Here is a 17,550-nt window from a genome sequence, read left to right on the forward strand (position 1 = left end):
AAGAAAATTTATGCAATTGCGTAATATTGCTATCATCGCCCACGTTGACCACGGTAAAACAACACTTGTAGACGAACTCCTCAAACAATCAGGAAATTTTCGTGATAACCAGCGCACAAGCGAGCGCATGATGGATTCAAATGATATCGAAAAAGAACGCGGTATTACAATTCTAGCAAAAGTAACATCTGTTGTTTGGAAAGATACCCGAATTAATATTGTTGATACCCCTGGTCACGCCGATTTCGGTGGTGAAGTAGAACGTATCCTTAATATGGTAGACGGAGCTATTGTCCTTGTTGATGCTGCTGAAGGTCCTATGCCACAAACCAAATTTGTTGTTGGAAAAGCGTTAAAAGTAGGATTACGTCCTATTGTTGCAATCAATAAAATTGATCGACCTGACGCCCGAGCTGATGAAGTTGTCAATGAAGTTTTTGACCTTTTTGCAGCTCTTGATGCAACCGATGAACAATTGGATTTCCCTATTCTTTATGGATCAGGTCGTGATGGATGGATGGCTGTATCTCCTGAAGGACCCAAAGATCAAGGATTAAGTGCCTTGTTTGATCTTGTAGTCCGTCATGTACCTACACCAACCATTGCTGAAGGACCATTCCGCATGATCGGTACTATCCTTGAAGCCGATCCTTTTTTGGGACGAATCATTACAGGACGCGTTCATTCGGGCTCAATTAAACCCAATCAAAATATTAAAGTTCTGGGACAAGATGGAAAACTTTTAGAAACTGGGCGTATTTCAAAAATTTTAGCATTCCGTGGATTAGAACGACAACCTATTGAAGAAAGTGCTGCTGGAGATATTATAGCAATTGCAGGACTCCAAAAAGGAACTGTTGCTGACACCTTCTGTGATCTTTCCGTCAATGAGTCTCTTATTGCTCAACCAATTGATCCACCCACTGTTACTATGAGCTTTCTTGTGAATGATAGTCCCCTTGCTGGTACAGAAGGAGATAAAGTAACAAGTCGAATTATCCGTAACCGTTTGTTAAAAGAGGCAGAAGGAAATGTAGCTCTTAAAATTGAAGAATCAGATGATAAAGACTCTTTTTATGTTTCAGGACGAGGAGAATTACAGCTCGCGGTCCTTATTGAAAACATGCGTCGTGAAGGATTTGAACTAAGTGTTTCACGACCACGCGTAGTTATGCAAAAAGATGAAAATGGAATAACTTTAGAACCAATTGAAGAAGTTGTAATCGATGTTGATGAAGAATATTCCGGAACCATTGTTCAAAAAATGTCAGAACGCAAAGGAGAAATGATTGAACTCCGTCCATCAGGTGGAAATCGTGTACGCCTTGTGTTTTATGCACCAACCCGCGGACTTATTGGCTATCAATCTGAACTTTTAACGGATACACGTGGTACAGCAATTATGAATCGTCTTTTCCATGCCTATGAGCCTTATAAGGGAGAAATTAGTGGCCGTACCAATGGTGTAATGATTTCAAATGATAATGGTGAAGCTGTTGCCTATGCGCTTTTTAATCTTGAAGATCGTGGCCCTATGATGATCGATGCTGGCGTAAAAGTTTATCAAGGTATGATTGTTGGCATACACTCACGCGATAATGACTTAGAAGTAAATGTTTTAAAAGGGAAGAAGCTAACAAACATGCGTGCTTCTGGTAAAGATGAAGCCGTAAAATTAAGCCCTCCAATCAAAATGACCTTAGAACGTGCACTGTCATGGATACAAGATGACGAGCTAGTAGAAGTGACGCCTAAAAATATTCGTTTGCGTAAACTCTACCTAGATCCAAATGAACGTAAACGTTTCGAAAAAACACGTTCATCACTTGCCTGATGATGAATCTCTTTACCTTAATGTACTATTCTGTTTGATTTTATTTAATTCTAGAAAGGGTAATTACGTGAACATTAATGAAATACCTATCGGCAAAAATCCACCAGAAGATGTTAATGTTATCATTGAAGTTGCTATTGATAGTCAACCAATAAAATATGAAATGGATAAAAAATCTGGATTATTATTTGTTGACCGTTTCCTCCATACACCAATGACTTATCCTGGAAATTATGGCTTCATCCCGCATACACTTTCGGAAGATGGTGATCCCGTTGATGTTCTCATCAGTAGCACCCGTCCTCTTATTCCAGGTTGTGTCATTAATGTATACCCAATCGGTGTTCTTATGATGGAAGATGATGGCGGCAAAGACGAAAAAATTATTGCTATTCCTGCTCAAAAATTAACAAAACGCTACATTAATGTTCATAATTATACAGATCTTCCAGAAATCACATTAAAACAAATTGAGCATTTTTTTGGACATTACAAAGATCTTGAACCTGGAAAATGGGTTAAAATTGAAGGTTGGCGCGATAAAGACTATGCACATGAATTGATTAAAAAAGCGATTGAACGTAATAAACAACATAACTGTTCGCTTTAAATAAAAACACAGCCTGTATCTTCACAGGCTGTCATCTTCTTAATTTTATAGGATTATACTCTAAAAGATTGTAATATTTTCTCTACTTCTTTTAAATATTTTGAAAAATAAAGCTGTTTATAGTGTGATGTTGCTCCACTTCCAAGAGAGATGCAAGACGATGGTATCTTCCATTGCTTCGCCAAAAATTTAATCAATGCTTTATTTGCTTTGCCGTTTTCAGGAATAGCACGCAGACGTATAATTAAATACTGTTTCCCATCATCTCTATTCTCAACCTTTATTATACTATCAACTGAGGCTTTTGGAATCAAACGGACAAATAAAATCAAACGATGAGCATCAACTCGATAAAACATCTTATTTCGCCTAAGGAAATATCTTCACTTTTATAAAAGCATTCCTGCATAAGCACGCCACATGAAAATACGAATAAAGTAAATAATCATAAAAACCACAATAGGTGAAATATCAATTGTCCCAAGATTAGGTAAAAAACGTCGAATATAGCATAAAATTGGTTCTGTTGTACGATATAGAAAATTACCGATCATAGTGACAAAAACATTCCGGGTATTGACAATATTAAATGTATAAAGCCAAGAAAAAATAGCATGAGCTACTAAGATAGCAATGTAAATACTAAAGATTAGATCCAGCACACTAAGAAAAGCATAGATCATTCGTATTTCCTTTACCAATCAATAGAATGGAGGTTCATATAGAAAACTTTATGCAAATAAAGTCTTTATTAAAATAGTCTCACCAATTATTCTTCTTTTTCATTTCAAATAAAAATTAATATTTTTAGCATATATCATCATACCGCAATGTCATAAAATATTAAAGTGAAGCAATAATACACCAAAATAGAAAAAGAATTTACAAAAGTTCTCATCCTTCATTTAATTAGTCAGCTGGCTAATTAATTTTTGTTTTCCTCATAAACTATTCTAAATAGTATCGGCCTTTAAAGGCCGATTTTCTTTTTATTATAAAATTACATTTGCAAAGCAATAAAACGATTCAGTGCATCGCTAAAACCACTTAATTGCACAAACAAATCATTCAGAGCTGGCTCTCCTGGAGTAGAAACTGTCATCGCTAAATTCAACTTTTTTCCTGCACGTAAAGCTGCCACATAATTTTTGTCAAAAGCTACTGGAACAATGCAACCTGCTGGTATACAAGTCCGAATGTTTGTTTCAATAACATTCTTTCCACCATCTACTTGTAAACGAATAGGTTTAGAAACTAAAATACCAAAAGGAACTGTCAAAGTTCCTGTCAAAGTACCATCAGAATTGGAAGAAATGTTCATAGCTAATATGACACGATTTTGATCATTAACTTCTTGGCGATACATAAAGCAAACTTTTTTTCCGTCCTGTAGATTACAGTTAACATTCCACAAACCATAAGTCTCGGTTAAAGAAGAAGCACCGTTCGGCAATGAAGCTTCAGAAAGCTTTGTTGTAGTCGGCTTTGTACTCTGCGCAAATGCAACAGAAACACTCAAGAGTGTAAAAGTTATAAAGAAATTAAATATTTTTTTCATCTCACATCCTAATTTTTAAACACACAATAGAATCACTGCTATTATTTCTGATAACAAGACATAATACAAAGCTTCTTAAGAAAAAATAGCTTTTACAATTATAAGATTTATAAACATCTAGCACTATTTCGAAATTCTTTCACAACTTTTGTATAAACATGCTTTTTAAAAGAAACAACAATTGAAGGAATCTCTTCCAAATCAATCCATTTCCACTGATCAAACTCTGCCGTATTACCATCAGGTGGTGGATTAATGGTAATTTCAGAAGTCTCTCCCGTAAACTGAAAAGAAAACCATTTTTGTATTTGACCACGATATTTATTATTTAAAACATGTCCCATAAGTTCTTGTGGGAAATCATACTTAAACCAATCCTGAGCTTCCTTAATCAACTTAATGGATTGGATACCTGTTTCTTCATAAAGTTCACGTCGTGCTGCATCTATCGGCTTTTCTCCTGGATTAATTCCCCCCTGTGGTAACTGCCAAAGTTTGGACATGTCAACTTGTGCGTCAGCAACTGCCATCAAACGGCGTCCAACCCAAACTTTACCTTCATGATTAAACACAAGAATTCCCACACATTTCCGATAAGGGAGAGCTTTAAAACCAACAATTGTATCCACCTCATTATCCCTTATAAAAATACAGCTCATATAAAACTATAAGCTGTACAGCTTTCTTCTTATTTTAAAATACCTTGATGAGGATCTGGTGGAAATGCCTTATGCGTTATCTCACCCCGTAAAAGCTTATAAGCTTCATTCAATTGCACATCATCCTTAGGATCTTTAGGAACAAAAGCAGCTGAACCAGAGCCTTTCTCACTTTCTTGTTTTCCTTTGATATGTCCTTTTAACTCAGATTCACCAAGCGTTACATCATAACCCTTATATTTTTCAGGCAATGGCTGCTCAACAATAATATCAGGGGTAATCCCAGTTCCTTGAATTGATGTACCCATCGGGGTGTAATAAAGCGCTGTCGTTAAACGTAAAGCTCCATTTTCACCTAAAGGAATAATGGTTTGAACAGATCCCTTACCAAAAGATTGTGTTCCTAAAATTGTAGCGCGACGATGATCTTGTAAAGCCCCTGCAACAATTTCAGAAGCACTTGCTGAACCACCATTAATAAGAACAATGAGAGGCTTCCCATTAATCAGATCTCCTGGTCTAGCATCAAATCTCGTCACATCTTTCTTTCTACGACCACGAATCGATACAATTTCGCCTCTATTAAGAAAAGCACCTGAAATACTAACCGCCTGTTCTAAAAGGCCTCCAGGATTAAGGCGTAAATCAAGCACATACCCTTTCAAACGATCTTGAGAAATTTTGGATTGAATGTCTTTAACTGCAGCTTGAAGATCACCAAAAGTCTGCTCAGAAAATTGAATAAGTTTTAAATAACCAATATCATTTTCAACACGATACTTAACCGCCTTCACTTTGATAATATCACGAATAACTTTGATCTCAAGAGGTTTATCAACACCAGAACGAATAATTGTTAGCGTAACCGGTGTACCAACAGCACCTCTCATTTGATTCACAGCTTCATTCAAAGACTGACCTTTTACCTGTTTACCATCAATCTTTAAAATCACATCTCCTGCTAAAATACCAGCTTTTGAAGCTGGTGTATCCTCCATCGGGGAAACAATCTTAAGAAGACTCTTTTCCATGGTTACTTCAATACCAAGACCACCAAACTCTCCCTTAGTAGAAGCTCTCATGTCTTTAGCGGCTTCAGCATCCATATAAGAGGAATGAGGATCAAGCGAAGAAAGCATTCCATTAATAGCATTCTCAACAAGCTTTTTATCATTTGGAACTGTAACATAGTGCATCCGCACTCGTTCAAAGATATCACCAAATATAGCCAACTGTTTATAAATATTACTGTCATTATTCGCAGCAACAGATTGCACTATAATCGTTGAACTGACGCTGAGCAATATCACAGCGACCGAAAGTATAACTTTACGAATCATTTTTGTTCCTTTTTAATTGTTCAGTCTGCCACCAAGGTTTTGGATCCACAGGTTTTCCATGCTTTCTAAACTCAATGTAAAGCATTGGAGTCTTTTTGCCTATATCCAATGCAATAGTATTCGCAATAAATTCCGTTCCCATCATACCAATAGGTTCACCTGAAAGAACAAACTGCCCCTGTGTTACATTGATTTTAGCCATTCCGATAAGAGTAATATAGTAACCATGTCCAACATTAAGAATAATTAATTGTCCATAAGAACGAAATGATCCAGAAAAAGCCACAAGGGCATCAGCGGGAGCTATAACTATAGCTTCTGGTTCTGTTGCAATAATTTCACCAAAACGCGCAACATGCGAACTATTATTAAAATGTTGAATTTTTTTTCCTGAAACAGGTAAAAGAAAATGACCCTTTTTATTTTGAAGATCTCTCTGCTCTAATAATTGTAAACTTTTCCGTATATTCTCTGATGAAGTGGAATCAGACTGTGCTTGATAATCAAGCTCTAAAATTAATTCTTCTAAAGACTGCGCTTTCTTAATAAGAGTAATATTTTTCTGTCGCAGCATTATAAGCTCTTTTTGTGATCTTTTCTGTAATTTTTCTTTTTCATCTAACAAAAACTCTAAATATTTAAGCTGCTCTGCTTGATTTTGCATTTTAGCTTTTAAATCTACGCATTCCATAGCAATAACATGACCTAAATTAGTCAATTTTTTTAGATTTTTTGTTAAATTCTGTGTTTTTTCTTGCATATCAGGAATGATAGCTCCCAATAAAATAGAGCTGCGTATGGAGGCAAGAATATCTTTAGGTTGCGCTATAAGAGCAGGAGGTGGTTTTAATCCTGTCCGTGCTAAAATAGCTAATATCTCTGAAAATTCAGCCTGGCGATTTTTTAAATTTTGATACACTTGCGTCTTCTGTTCTAAAAGTTGCTTAAGCTTTTCCTCCCTTTCAATAATATCATTTGCTAAATTACGCTCTACTTTAGCAACTTTTATGAGTTCATCAGTCAAAGCACGTTGATCTTTTTTCAAAAGGTCAACTTGTTGTATCAATGAAGCAATATGTTTACGCGATATAGAGATATTATTGCGAATGTCCATTAATGTTTTTTGTACTACTTCGCGACTGTCCATATCTTCAGCATATGAAATAGATGTCTGAATATCCGTACTTAATATCAGCAACAGCAATATCATGCACTTCTTGCATAAATATTGCATCTTTATCTTTTCATGAAGAAACCTCTTCATTTATTCAACCATCAAACTCAATTATATAAACTAACAATGCTTTAAATGCTGTCACCTAAAACAATGTTAACAAGTGCATGAATAGGTATAAAAATAAAATTTAAAAACGATGATAAGGGTGATGACCAATAATTGTTATGGCTCTATACAGCTGTTCTATAAGTAATATACGTGCGATCTGATGCGGCCAGGTCATAAACCCAAAAGATAAAATAAAATCAGCGTGGTTTCTAACTTGTTCACTATGCCCATCAGGTCCTCCTAAAGCAAGTATTAAATCACGAACACCCTCATCACGATAAAATACTAATTTCTCAGCAAAAATAGATGATGATATTGACTTTCCACGCTCATCCAATACAATTAATCGGCATTTTTCAGGTAAATACTCAAAAAGTTTTTTTCCTTCTTCTTTCATACGTTGACAGGGCGTCTGAGCACGACTTTCTGATATTTCTTGCATTTTTCCAAACTGAAAACCTATAGCCCCAGCACTTTTAGAAAAACGATCTAAATAACGGTGAACTAATATCTGTTCAGCACCTTGTTTCATACGACCAACAGCAAAAATAGAAACTTGCATATCAGTTGTCTCCAACAAGAATTGATTCAATATTCTCCAAACCTGAATCAAGCCATATTTTTTCTAAATTATAAAAAGTGCGAATTTCCGGACGAAAAAGGTGAATAATGATATCGCTTGCATCAATTAGTACCCAATCCCCTCCAGCCATTCCCTCTACCCTCGCGTTACCATATCCACTTCCTTTCCAAACAGATAAAAGACGATCAGTGATAGCCAAAACATGACGCTGAGAACACCCAGAAGCAATAACCATATAATCAGCTAAAGAAAACCTTCCCCGTAGATCAATAGAAATAATATCTTCTGCTTTTATATCTTCTAAACTACTCAGAATAATTTTAAGACCATTCGTAACTGACAAGCATTTTTCTTCTGCTGAAGAAGCAATAATATTACAACGTTTTTGTACAAATTTTTCCAGACTAATATCCTTTCTTATTATTATTTAAAACATAAGAGTTAAGAGTAAAAGAAGAATACTCTAAAATAGTTGCAGAATCCTATAAAATCTTCAAGAAGAATCATTTCCTTCCAAACGCAGCTTTGTTGAAGATTGAAAAGATAAAGGCCCATGTAAATAAATCCAAGCAGGTGGTGCCATAAAAGGCAATAGCGTACTTGCTCTCTCATCCACACGAGAATAACAATAAGTTCTAGCCATAGGAGAAGAAAGTGCTGACATCCGTGCTAAAGGGCGATCAATGATTGCAACAGGAATCATAGACATAATATCCCGCCACCTATGCCAATAATGAAACGTTGCTAAATTATCTGCTCCCATAACCCACACAAAATGCACTCTCCTATAACGTTTAAGGATATAAGAAATCGTATCAACTGATATTTTACTTCCTATAGTCTTTTCAAAACCTGTTACGCGAATTTTGGGATGATTAAGAAATTCCGAGCTTAACTGCATTCTCTTATGCAAAGATGGCAATTGTATACAATCTTTTAAAGGATTTCCTGGAGTTATCATCCACCATAATTGATTAAGACGCAAACGCAAAATTGCAGTTTTTGCAACAAGAAGATGACCCGCATGTGGTGGATTAAATGATCCACCAAAAAGGCCAACAACATTGGACTTTTCAACATGTGGTATACGATTTTCCCATGGAAAAAAAAGTTGTTTCAAGGCCTAACCTGCCCATTTCCACTAATGTGATATTGAAATGATGTCAACTGTTCAACCCCTATCGGTCCACGTGCATGCATTTTCCCTGTTGCAATACCAATTTCTGCTCCAAAACCAAATTCCCCTCCATCAGCAAATTGTGTTGATGCATTATGAAGCAAAATGGCTGAATCTAAACGATCAAAAAACATTTTAACCACTCCCATATCCTCACTAATAATTGATTCAGTATGTCCTGACGAATAACGCTGAATGTGTGCAATGGCTCCCTCAATACCATCAACCGTTTTAGCAGATAAAATTGCATCAAGATATTCACAAGACCAATCTTCTTCACAGGCTAATCTAGCTCCTTGCATAAGCGAGATGATATCTTCTGTCACACGAACTTCACATCCCTTCTCCTGTAAAGCAATGAGAACAGGAAGAAACTTTTTTAATGCCTGACGGTCAATCAAAACTGTCTCAACAGCTCCACATATACCTGTACGCCGTAATTTTGCATTTAATACAATTTCACGTGCCATATCTAAATCCGCTGACTTATCAATATAAATATGACAAAGGCCTTCTAAATGTGCAAAAACAGGAACACGCGCATCAGATTGAATACGTGCTACCAGATTTTTCCCACCACGGGGTATAATAACATCAATTGCGCCATCTAAACCCTTAAGCATTTCTCCAACAGCATCACGATCTTTTGTTTTCACTATTTGAATAGCGCTCTTAGGCAAGCCTGCTTGTTCCAGCCCTTTTACTAATGCCGAATGAAGCGCAAGTGCAGAATGAAAACTATCTGAACCACCACGCAAAATTGCAGCATTTCCAGATTTTAAACACAAAGCACTTGCATCAATCGTAACATTTGGCCGACTTTCATAAATAATACCGATGACACCAAGTGGTGTTCGCACACGACGGATATGAAGCCCATTTGGACGCGTCCATTCACTAATCACTTCTCCAACAGGATCCGGCAAGCAAGCGATCTGACGAACACTATCAATTATTGCATGTAAACGCGATTCATCCAATTTCAGCCGATCCATCATCGCGGATGATAAACTATTCCGAGCAGCATTTTCTAAATCTTGACGATTAGCACATAAAATTTCAACCGACCGAGATTCTAGATTTAGAGCAATCATTTCCAAAGCACTTTTTCTTTGGTCAGCAGAAGCACTTGCAAGTATTGAAGCAACATCACGTGCTTTCTGCCCTATAACTCTCATCTGTTCTGCTAAAGTCATATCATCACTCATTCACAAAAAAAGAAGAACTTTTATATTCAATCCGATAAGCAACGTAAAACCATATCATTGCGATGCACTACAACGGAACGCACTCCATTCCCAAGAATATAGTCTATTTCTTCACTCTTACGGCCTATAATAACTCTCGCTTCATCTGCCCCATAATTTACAAGACCACGAGCAATCTCAATTCCATTTTTATCAACAATTGCAACCATATCGCCACGATCAAACACTCCCTCAACCGCAGCAACTCCGGCAGCAAGTAATGATTTTCCAGATTCAAGCGCTTTAATGGCCCCCTGATCAATAGTCAAAATGCCCGATGGATCTAAATGACCAGAAATCCATTTTTTCCAAGCATTTACCGGCTTCTCACTTGCAGCAAAAAAACTACTGCGTTCTCCTTTGTCAATTGCTAAAAGGGGATTCATACGCTTTCCTAAAGTAATAACCATTGCTGTTCCAGCAGCAGTAGCTATTTTCCCTGCCTCAAGTTTAGTCTTCATTCCACCCCGTGAAAACTCTGAAGCAGCAACACCTGCCATGTTCTCAATATCACGTGTAATTGATGAAACAAAAGAAATAAATTCAGCATCTGGATTCAAATGAGGAGAACACGTATAAAGACCATCAACATCAGATAAAAGGATTAAAAGATCCGACCCTATCATCGTTGCAACACGTGCTGCTAAACGATCATTATCGCCATAACGAATTTCACTTGTCGCTACGGTATCATTTTCATTGATAACAGGAACGACTCCAAAACGTAAAAGTGTATCAATAGTAGCACGTGCATTAAGATAACGGCGACGTTCTTCGGTATCGGATAATGTCAGCAAAATCTGACCTGTTCTCAATCCATGTTGGGCCAATACATCGCTATAAGCTTTAGCAAGTTCAATCTGACCTAAGGCAGCACACGCCTGACTCTCTTCTAATTTTAAAACACCCTTAGAGAGATGAAGTGAGGTACGCCCTAAAGCAATAGCACCAGAAGAAACAAATAAAACCTCAACACCTTTTTGGCGTAATTGAACAGCATCATTAATTAAACTTTTAAGCCACTCAACGCGTAAACCTTTTTGAGGATCCACTAAAAGCGCAGAACCAACTTTAATCACAATACGCTTATATTGTGAAAGTTTTCGCATTCCAATGGTCACCGTCATGAATCCTATTTACGCTTCACGAACATTATTTGTTCGTTCTTTTTCAATGATATGTGCAATAGCACGCAATACATGATCTAAGCCTTCATGACTTACCGCAGAAACCATCATAACCGATTTACCAGATGCCTTTTGCAACATTTCCTGTTTGACGACACGCTCTTCAATAGGCAGAGTATCGATTTGGCTTAAAGCCACAATTTCAGTTTTATCACTCAAATGATGTCCATATAGTGTGAGCTCATGGCGAATAGTGTGATAAGCTTTTGCCACATCTTCTTCTTGAGCAGAAACCAAATGAAGTAAAACACGGCAACGTTCCACATGCCCTAAAAAGCGGTCACCGATTCCCACACCTTCATGAGCTCCCTCTATCAAACCAGGAATATCAGCCAAAACAAATTCACGAGCATCAACAGATGCAACACCAAGATGAGGATGCAAAGTAGTAAAAGGATAACTAGCAATTTTCGGCTTTGCGGCCGTTACTGCCGCCAAAAAAGTTGATTTTCCAGCATTTGGCAAACCAATAAGCCCCCCATCAGCAATTAATTTCAAACGTAGCCAAAGTGTACGTTCTTCTCCACTCAAGCCTGGATTTGCATGCCGAGGTGCTCGATTCGTAGAAGTTGTAAAATGAAGATTACCGAAACCGCCATTGCCTCCTTTAGCCAGACGATAACGTTGACCAACTTCTATCAAATCACAAATCAATGTTTTATTATCTTCTTCAAAAATCTGTGTTCCAACTGGCACTTTAAGAATGACATCATCACCCTTTACGCCTGTCATATTGCGCCCCTTACCATGCCCTCCTGTTTTTGCTCTAAAATGCTGCTGATAACGATAATCAATCAGTGTATTGAGCCCATCGACAACAAGAGCCCATACATCACCGCCACGTCCGCCATTCCCTCCATCTGGACCTCCAAATTCTATAAACTTTTCACGACGGAATGATACTGCTCCTGCTCCACCATTACCAGAACGAATATAAACTTTAGCCTGATCAAGAAATTTCATAAAATGCTCATTGAGGAATTCGCTTTTTCTATTTATACAAAAATACGTTTATTTGTTTATTTTATGGGTTTTTATTCTGTACAAAAAACAAACAATAATTACTATAAATTGATTAAAAAAGTTTTTGTGTTATCAATCAAATCAAATAACTTTTAGCTTTTTATATATAAAAGCTATTTTTGTGTTTCAGTTATACCCTTAAATTCAAGAGCTAAAAGATAAAGTTCAACTGATTCTGCTCGGCTTGCAGGAGGTTTGACATGATGAACCGTTTTAAAATTCTGTTTTAATGTAGTGAGAAGAGTATTCTCTGCTCCTCCCTGAAAAGCCTTTGCTAAAAAATGACCTCCAGGTTTAAGAACGGAAAGAGCAAAATCCGCAGCCACTTCACATAAATATACTGTTCTTAAATGATCCGTTTGACGATGCCCCGTTGTTGGTGCTGCCATATCAGAAAGCACTATATCTGGCTGTTCTCCTAAAGCATTCATCAACTTCTGCGGTGCATTTTCATGTAAAAAATCCATCTCCAATATGACAACTCCCGGTAGTGGATCCATTGGTAAATAATCAATACCAACAACACTAGGCTTTTGATCACTTGATTCCACTTTACGGGCTGCAACCTGACACCATCCCCCAGGAGCAGCTCCTAGATCAATGATTTTCTGGCCTTTTTTGAAGATCTTATAACGCTCATCAATTTCAATAAGTTTATAAGCGGACCGTGAACGATAACCATCCACTTTTGATTGATGAACATAAGGATCATTCAAATGCCTCTCTAACCATCGCCGTGATGATGCTTTAATCGTTCCTGCTTTCTTTTTCACACGCTGATATAGCACATGTGATCCCGAACCACCTCTACCACCTTTTGATGTTGTTTTTTTCATAAACTTACTATTTCTACATTCTGATAATTTTTAATACTTAAAACACTTGTTTTTATGATGATACCCCAAACACTATCATTCAACATTCAGTTGTAGTAAAATTTCTTACTTTGCTTCATAAGCTGCGACTCTTGAATCACTCACTGAATAAAATTTAAATACCATCTAAAATAGCACAACTCGCTCAAACTACATTTTTCCTTTTGTCTTCAATACAAAAAGTAGTTACCCATTTTTCTATATCCTACGACAATAAATTTTTTATCATAAGGATCATAGCTACTTAAGCTCTTGATCAAAAAATCCTCAATTTGGCTCTGATCATACTCTTTGTAATTGAGATGGATCCCTACTCAATAAAATCATTATTATTCCAGAAGTTCCCAAAAGATAAAATTTTAAGCCTTGCAATAAAATGTCTCATCTATAAGGATCTGAAAAATTCTCACATAATTTTTCAAGGATCTGAAACCATCTGACCACATATCTTTTTTCTAAAAATTAAAAAATTGAATGAGCATAACAACTCAAATAAATAAAAATACCCAATCTGTTTCTTCTCAACAATCTTTAATTCAAGACCAGTTTCATCTAAAATACGCTCAATAAAACAGCATGTATCCACTGCAACTAAACGATAACATTTAATGAGTCTTTTCTTCAATTTTAAACGACAAACTTTTAACCCTTCAGTCACATAATTTATTGTTTTTATAATAAAAAATCATCTTTTTTCTAACCTTAAAATCAATGAACAAGTCGCGCGATAAGAAAACGACAATTACTGGTTTGCAAACCAATTGCCACATAAAAGATAAAGATTTTAAATGAGAAAAATTTTTGATGTTACAACTGCAACTATTTAATCATACAATTTATGCACTCTATCCAGTTGAATAAGAATATTGATCTCTACCATTTCTTGCGTGGTTGCTGTTGCTTCATAATAAAATAAAGTTAACTTTATCTACCACAACACAAAACGATTATTTAATCATTCCTACGAAAATACACACTTTCTTCTTAAGAGTGTTTATCATGTAAAATTGATATACAAAAATATACTCTTTTTCTAAAATCTATTAAACTTATCTATAAAAATAAAATACAATTGTTCTTGATATTATATATACTTAAAAGTAAATATAGCTGATCAGTTTTTTTATTTTATTATTTCAATTCAAAAAAAAATAATGACTACTTAGCTAAAATAAAAATCTCTTTTTTCTTCAGCTTATTACATCTCTTATCGTTGTAAAGAAAATAGTGCTTCACTCAACCCATTAAATGGTAAAATAAAAGAGAGTGTTTTTCCTTCTTTAAGGTTATAAGAAATACGTACACTCTTCTTTTTTTCTATTTGATCACTTAAGATAGGACTCAAACCTGACTGTGCTAAACAGACTGTTTCATCACACTGCGTATAACGAACCAAACTAGGTTCTTTAATACCTTCCATAAATATTTTTATAGGGACAGTCGTATCAGCATTTGGCAATGTACGGAAGAGTATAGCTGGTTGACCATTTTTTGTAGAAACAAGAGACCAACTAAAAACTGTATTATCTTCTTCATCATGGACCGTTTGCGTTACATTACATACACCTTGGTTCAAGATTGTGTTTTCATCACAAATTAAGGTCCAATTATAAAACTGCATAATGAGTCGTCGTATTTCTCCAGGTTTTCCTGACGGAACAGACAATTGAGGTGGCTGCACTGTATATGTATTATTTTTTTCATGAGCAAAGCTTTCCCCTTTGCCTAATAAGGCAAAGGGGAAAAAAATACTTACAAAAATACTCGAACGTTTTATCATTATTATTTATCTCATCATTACTTCAGTCTTACACTTATACCTGCGCCTATACCCCAATGACCACCCGCAGTTGTTACAGAGAAATTAGAGCGAATATCTCCACTTTCAGATGTATAGCCAGCACCGAACGCAATTGCAGATTGGCTGTGCCATGAACCGCTACTAAATGCAACACTTAATGCACCAGGAGCATCTTCATAACGCAAATTAGCTGCTGCTAGACCAATAGCTGCTGCTTGTCTTGCTTCCTTTTTTACGCCCTCAATATTATAATTCAGGCTCTCAAACTTCATGTCAGTGTAATCTTTAGCTTCCTGTACCTTCTCGTCTGTATACTTCTTTGAATCATCGAGAACAATTGCCATTTTCTCATACAATTGACCTCCATTAATAGCTTCTTTCGAATCTTTCTCAACTTTACCATCACCAACATTATCAATCACAACAGGTGCACTGGCATCGCCTCCTACTAACGTAACTTTATTGGTTTTCTTCCCATCCTTATCTTTATCATATTGAACTGCTCCCTCTGCCTTCTGATTAGTTTCATTCTGGAACTTGTCAAATTCATTTTCAAGTTTATCAACTCTTTGATTCGTATCCCAAAGTTGTCCACCATTAACTGCTTCAGTAGAGCCTTCGCTTACATCACCATCTTTCACACCAGTAATTGTTGTGCTTTCCATTTTTCCATCTTTATTTTTACGGCTTGCGTCATAAGCACCTTTATTCTCATCCCATTTTATCGTATCATCTTTTGTCTGTTCTACCTGATTTTTGACATCATCTAAACGATTATTCAAATTTTTCAGACCTTCATTAACACCATCAAAAGCACTAGCTACACTCTTATACTCTTTGTCTTCCGGTCCACCACCTTTACCACCAAAATTGAATTGAACAATATTAAACGTGGGACCAGTCCATACACCATCTTTATATTCAGCTCCCCCACCTAAATATTTAGCAAGTTGCATGTTTGCTTCATCAAATCGTGTGTTTGTTTTATAAAGCTGTGCTCCTGTGATCGCTTCAGTCGAGCTCGCTGAAAGCGTTCCATCTTTCAAGCCAGAAAGCGTACGACCCTCTCCATTTTTATTCGTAAGATTAACTTCCGTTCCACCTGTATTCGCACCTATCGTGATCCGGCCACTCTCATCTTCACTTTTTTCTTGTTGTATAAGATTAGTCTCTAAAGCTGTTGTGAAGGAGCTGCTAATATCCTTTAATGCATCCGCTACATTCTTATATTCTTTCTTTTCTGTAGAACCATCTTCTTGTAGCACATTAATCGTGAAAGTAGGATCTACCCATTCTCCATCTTCATAGCCTGCTCCACCACCTAAATATTCAGAGACCTTCTTATTCGTAAGGTAAAGTTGGTTTCCAGTAACTGCATGGTTCGAGCCTTCCGAAATAGCTCCATCACCCAAACCAGAGAGAACACGTGCAACTGACTGATTATTCAATAAACTAATTTCCGTGCCACCCGTCTTCGCACCTATCGTGATACGACCACTCCCATCTTCACTTTTCTCTTTTTGAACAAGGCTCTTACTTCCAGATCCTGATAGTTCCTTATAAATATCTGAAAAGGAACTATCAACGCCAGCAAAAGCTTCACCCACATTACTGTAATCATTACCCTGGACTTTATAACTTGGTGCTATGCCTCCAAGAATATCCGCTCCGCCTCCTAAATATTTCGACGTATTATTTGCAATCGTTGAGACATCTCCTTGGACTTTATCCATACTCGTGCTCAAATTAGAAACTGTTTCTTTTGTCTCTTTCAGATTGCTATCAACTTCATAAAGCTGTTTTCCAGTAACTGCTTCAGTCGAACTGTCAGAAAGCTCTCCATCTTTCAAGCCAGAAAGCGTCCGAACTTCTCCATCTTTGTTCGTAAGATTAATTTCCGTTCCACCTGTATTCGCACCTATCGTAATGCGGCCACTCTCATCTTCACTTTCTTCTTGTTGAATTAGGTTTGTCTCTACAACCGTCGTAAAGGAGCTGCTAATATCCTTTAATGCATCCGCTACATTTGTATACTTTTTTTCTCCCATAGAGCCATCTTCTTGCAGCACATTAATCGTGAAGGTAGGATCTGCCCATTGCCCATCTTCATAGCTCGCTCCTCCACCTAAATATGCAGCAAGTTTTGTGTTTGTTTCATAAAGCTGGTTCCCAGTAACAGCCTGATTCGAGCCTTCCGAAATAGCACCATCACCTAAACCAGAAAGAACACGTGCAACTGACTGATTATTCAATAAACTAATTTCCGTTCCACCCGTCTTCGCACCTATTGTAATACGATCATTCTCTCCTTCTTCTTGTTGAACAAGGCTCTTACTTCCAGATCCTGATAGTTCCTTATAAATATCTGAAA

General features: G+C 36.7%; 18 protein-coding genes. 2 read left to right on the forward strand and 16 right to left on the reverse strand.

All coding sequences use genetic code 11. The annotated features are described in order from the left end of the window. Positions 1–10 precede the first annotated feature (10 nt). Complete coding sequence (gene typA / locus O99_RS03050) at positions 11–1,834, forward strand: translational GTPase TypA (protein ID WP_035006294.1); 1,824 nt, start codon at positions 11–13, stop codon at positions 1,832–1,834. A 67-nt stretch (positions 1,835–1,901) separates the two neighbouring features. Continuing rightward, the gene (ppa, locus tag O99_RS03055; RefSeq protein WP_035006295.1) at positions 1,902–2,444 is read left to right on the forward strand and encodes an inorganic diphosphatase; all 543 of its coding nucleotides are present in this window, start codon (positions 1,902–1,904) and stop codon (positions 2,442–2,444) included. Positions 2,445–2,497: 53 nt separating this feature from the next. Here the strand turns inward: ppa and O99_RS03060 are convergent, their stop codons facing one another. From O99_RS03060 to O99_RS03135, 16 genes are all read right to left on the reverse strand, one after another. Beyond that, a complete protein-coding gene (locus O99_RS03060) occupies positions 2,498–2,803 on the reverse strand; it encodes a DUF167 domain-containing protein (protein ID WP_035006296.1) in 306 nt (101 codons plus the stop codon). A 30-nt stretch (positions 2,804–2,833) separates the two neighbouring features. Beyond that, on the reverse strand, positions 2,834–3,127 hold the full coding sequence (locus O99_RS03065; RefSeq protein WP_035006297.1) for a YggT family protein: 294 nt from the start codon (positions 3,125–3,127) through the stop codon (positions 2,834–2,836). 317 nt (positions 3,128–3,444) lie between these two features. After that, on the reverse strand, positions 3,445–4,002 hold the full coding sequence (locus O99_RS03070) for an invasion associated locus B family protein (RefSeq protein ID WP_035006298.1): 558 nt from the start codon (positions 4,000–4,002) through the stop codon (positions 3,445–3,447). 107 nt (positions 4,003–4,109) lie between these two features. Next, positions 4,110–4,631 carry an RNA pyrophosphohydrolase gene (locus O99_RS03075; RefSeq protein WP_035006299.1) on the reverse strand — a complete coding sequence of 174 codons (522 nt, stop codon included), beginning with the start codon at positions 4,629–4,631 and terminating at the stop codon, positions 4,110–4,112. Between the two features lie 59 nt (positions 4,632–4,690). Next, positions 4,691–6,001: a S41 family peptidase gene (locus tag O99_RS03080; protein ID WP_035006300.1), complete on the reverse strand. Its 1,311-nt coding sequence runs from the start codon at positions 5,999–6,001 to the stop codon at positions 4,691–4,693. Next, on the reverse strand, positions 5,991–7,235 hold the full coding sequence (locus O99_RS03085; protein ID WP_035006301.1) for a murein hydrolase activator EnvC family protein: 1,245 nt from the start codon (positions 7,233–7,235) through the stop codon (positions 5,991–5,993). Before O99_RS03085 ends, O99_RS03080 begins: the two co-directional genes overlap by 11 nt. A 130-nt stretch (positions 7,236–7,365) precedes the next feature. Next, positions 7,366–7,848, reverse strand: coding sequence for a 23S rRNA (pseudouridine(1915)-N(3))-methyltransferase RlmH (gene rlmH / locus O99_RS03090; RefSeq protein ID WP_035006302.1), 483 nt, complete (start codon positions 7,846–7,848; stop codon positions 7,366–7,368). A gap of 1 nt (position 7,849) precedes the next feature. Beyond that, a complete protein-coding gene (rsfS, locus tag O99_RS03095) occupies positions 7,850–8,293 on the reverse strand; it encodes a ribosome silencing factor (RefSeq protein WP_035006303.1) in 444 nt (147 codons plus the stop codon). A gap of 69 nt (positions 8,294–8,362) precedes the next feature. After that, complete coding sequence (locus O99_RS03100; RefSeq protein WP_035006712.1) at positions 8,363–8,956, reverse strand: nicotinate-nucleotide adenylyltransferase; 594 nt, start codon at positions 8,954–8,956, stop codon at positions 8,363–8,365. Between the two features lie 29 nt (positions 8,957–8,985). Further along, positions 8,986–10,242 (reverse strand): glutamate-5-semialdehyde dehydrogenase, encoded by a 1,257-nt coding sequence (locus tag O99_RS03105; RefSeq protein ID WP_035006304.1) that lies wholly within the window; start codon positions 10,240–10,242, stop codon positions 8,986–8,988. A 38-nt stretch (positions 10,243–10,280) separates the two neighbouring features. Next, entirely contained in the window at positions 10,281–11,420 is a 1,140-nt protein-coding gene (gene proB, locus O99_RS06955) for a glutamate 5-kinase (protein WP_407636704.1), read from the reverse strand. A gap of 9 nt (positions 11,421–11,429) precedes the next feature. Further along, positions 11,430–12,443 (reverse strand): GTPase ObgE, encoded by a 1,014-nt coding sequence (gene obgE / locus O99_RS06960; RefSeq protein ID WP_035006306.1) that lies wholly within the window; start codon positions 12,441–12,443, stop codon positions 11,430–11,432. A 173-nt stretch (positions 12,444–12,616) separates the two neighbouring features. After that, positions 12,617–13,339, reverse strand: a complete 723-nt coding sequence (locus O99_RS03120) for an RlmE family RNA methyltransferase (protein WP_035006307.1) — start codon at positions 13,337–13,339, stop codon at positions 12,617–12,619. A 457-nt stretch (positions 13,340–13,796) separates the two neighbouring features. Next, positions 13,797–14,036, reverse strand: a complete 240-nt coding sequence (locus O99_RS03125) for a hypothetical protein (protein ID WP_035006308.1) — start codon at positions 14,034–14,036, stop codon at positions 13,797–13,799. A gap of 549 nt (positions 14,037–14,585) precedes the next feature. Then, on the reverse strand, positions 14,586–15,158 hold the full coding sequence (locus O99_RS03130; protein WP_035006309.1) for an invasion associated locus B family protein: 573 nt from the start codon (positions 15,156–15,158) through the stop codon (positions 14,586–14,588). Between the two features lie 17 nt (positions 15,159–15,175). Then, on the reverse strand, positions 15,176–17,550 hold a 2,375-nt coding region (locus O99_RS03135), incomplete at its 5' end, for a YadA-like family protein (RefSeq protein ID WP_154655490.1).

The sequence above is a fragment of the Bartonella rochalimae ATCC BAA-1498 genome (genome assembly GCF_000706645.1).
Lineage (GTDB): Bacteria > Pseudomonadota > Alphaproteobacteria > Rhizobiales > Rhizobiaceae > Bartonella > Bartonella rochalimae.

Coding starts and splice junctions, on each gene's coding strand:
- proB (WP_407636704.1), bottom strand. CDS start 11,420: ATGACGGTGACCATTGGAATGCGAAAACTTTCACAATATAAGCGTATT.
- O99_RS03080 (WP_035006300.1), bottom strand. CDS start 6,001: ATGATTCGTAAAGTTATACTTTCGGTCGCTGTGATATTGCTCAGCGTC.
- O99_RS03065 (WP_035006297.1), bottom strand. CDS start 3,127: ATGATCTATGCTTTTCTTAGTGTGCTGGATCTAATCTTTAGTATTTAC.
- O99_RS03105 (WP_035006304.1), bottom strand. CDS start 10,242: ATGACTTTAGCAGAACAGATGAGAGTTATAGGGCAGAAAGCACGTGAT.
- O99_RS03060 (WP_035006296.1), bottom strand. CDS start 2,803: ATGTTTTATCGAGTTGATGCTCATCGTTTGATTTTATTTGTCCGTTTG.
- rlmH (WP_035006302.1), bottom strand. CDS start 7,848: ATGCAAGTTTCTATTTTTGCTGTTGGTCGTATGAAACAAGGTGCTGAA.
- O99_RS03085 (WP_035006301.1), bottom strand. CDS start 7,235: ATGCAATATTTATGCAAGAAGTGCATGATATTGCTGTTGCTGATATTA.
- obgE (WP_035006306.1), bottom strand. CDS start 12,443: ATGAAATTTCTTGATCAGGCTAAAGTTTATATTCGTTCTGGTAATGGT.
- O99_RS03070 (WP_035006298.1), bottom strand. CDS start 4,002: ATGAAAAAAATATTTAATTTCTTTATAACTTTTACACTCTTGAGTGTT.
- typA (WP_035006294.1), top strand. CDS start 11: ATGCAATTGCGTAATATTGCTATCATCGCCCACGTTGACCACGGTAAA.
- O99_RS03120 (WP_035006307.1), bottom strand. CDS start 13,339: ATGAAAAAAACAACATCAAAAGGTGGTAGAGGTGGTTCGGGATCACAT.
- O99_RS03130 (WP_035006309.1), bottom strand. CDS start 15,158: ATGATAAAACGTTCGAGTATTTTTGTAAGTATTTTTTTCCCCTTTGCC.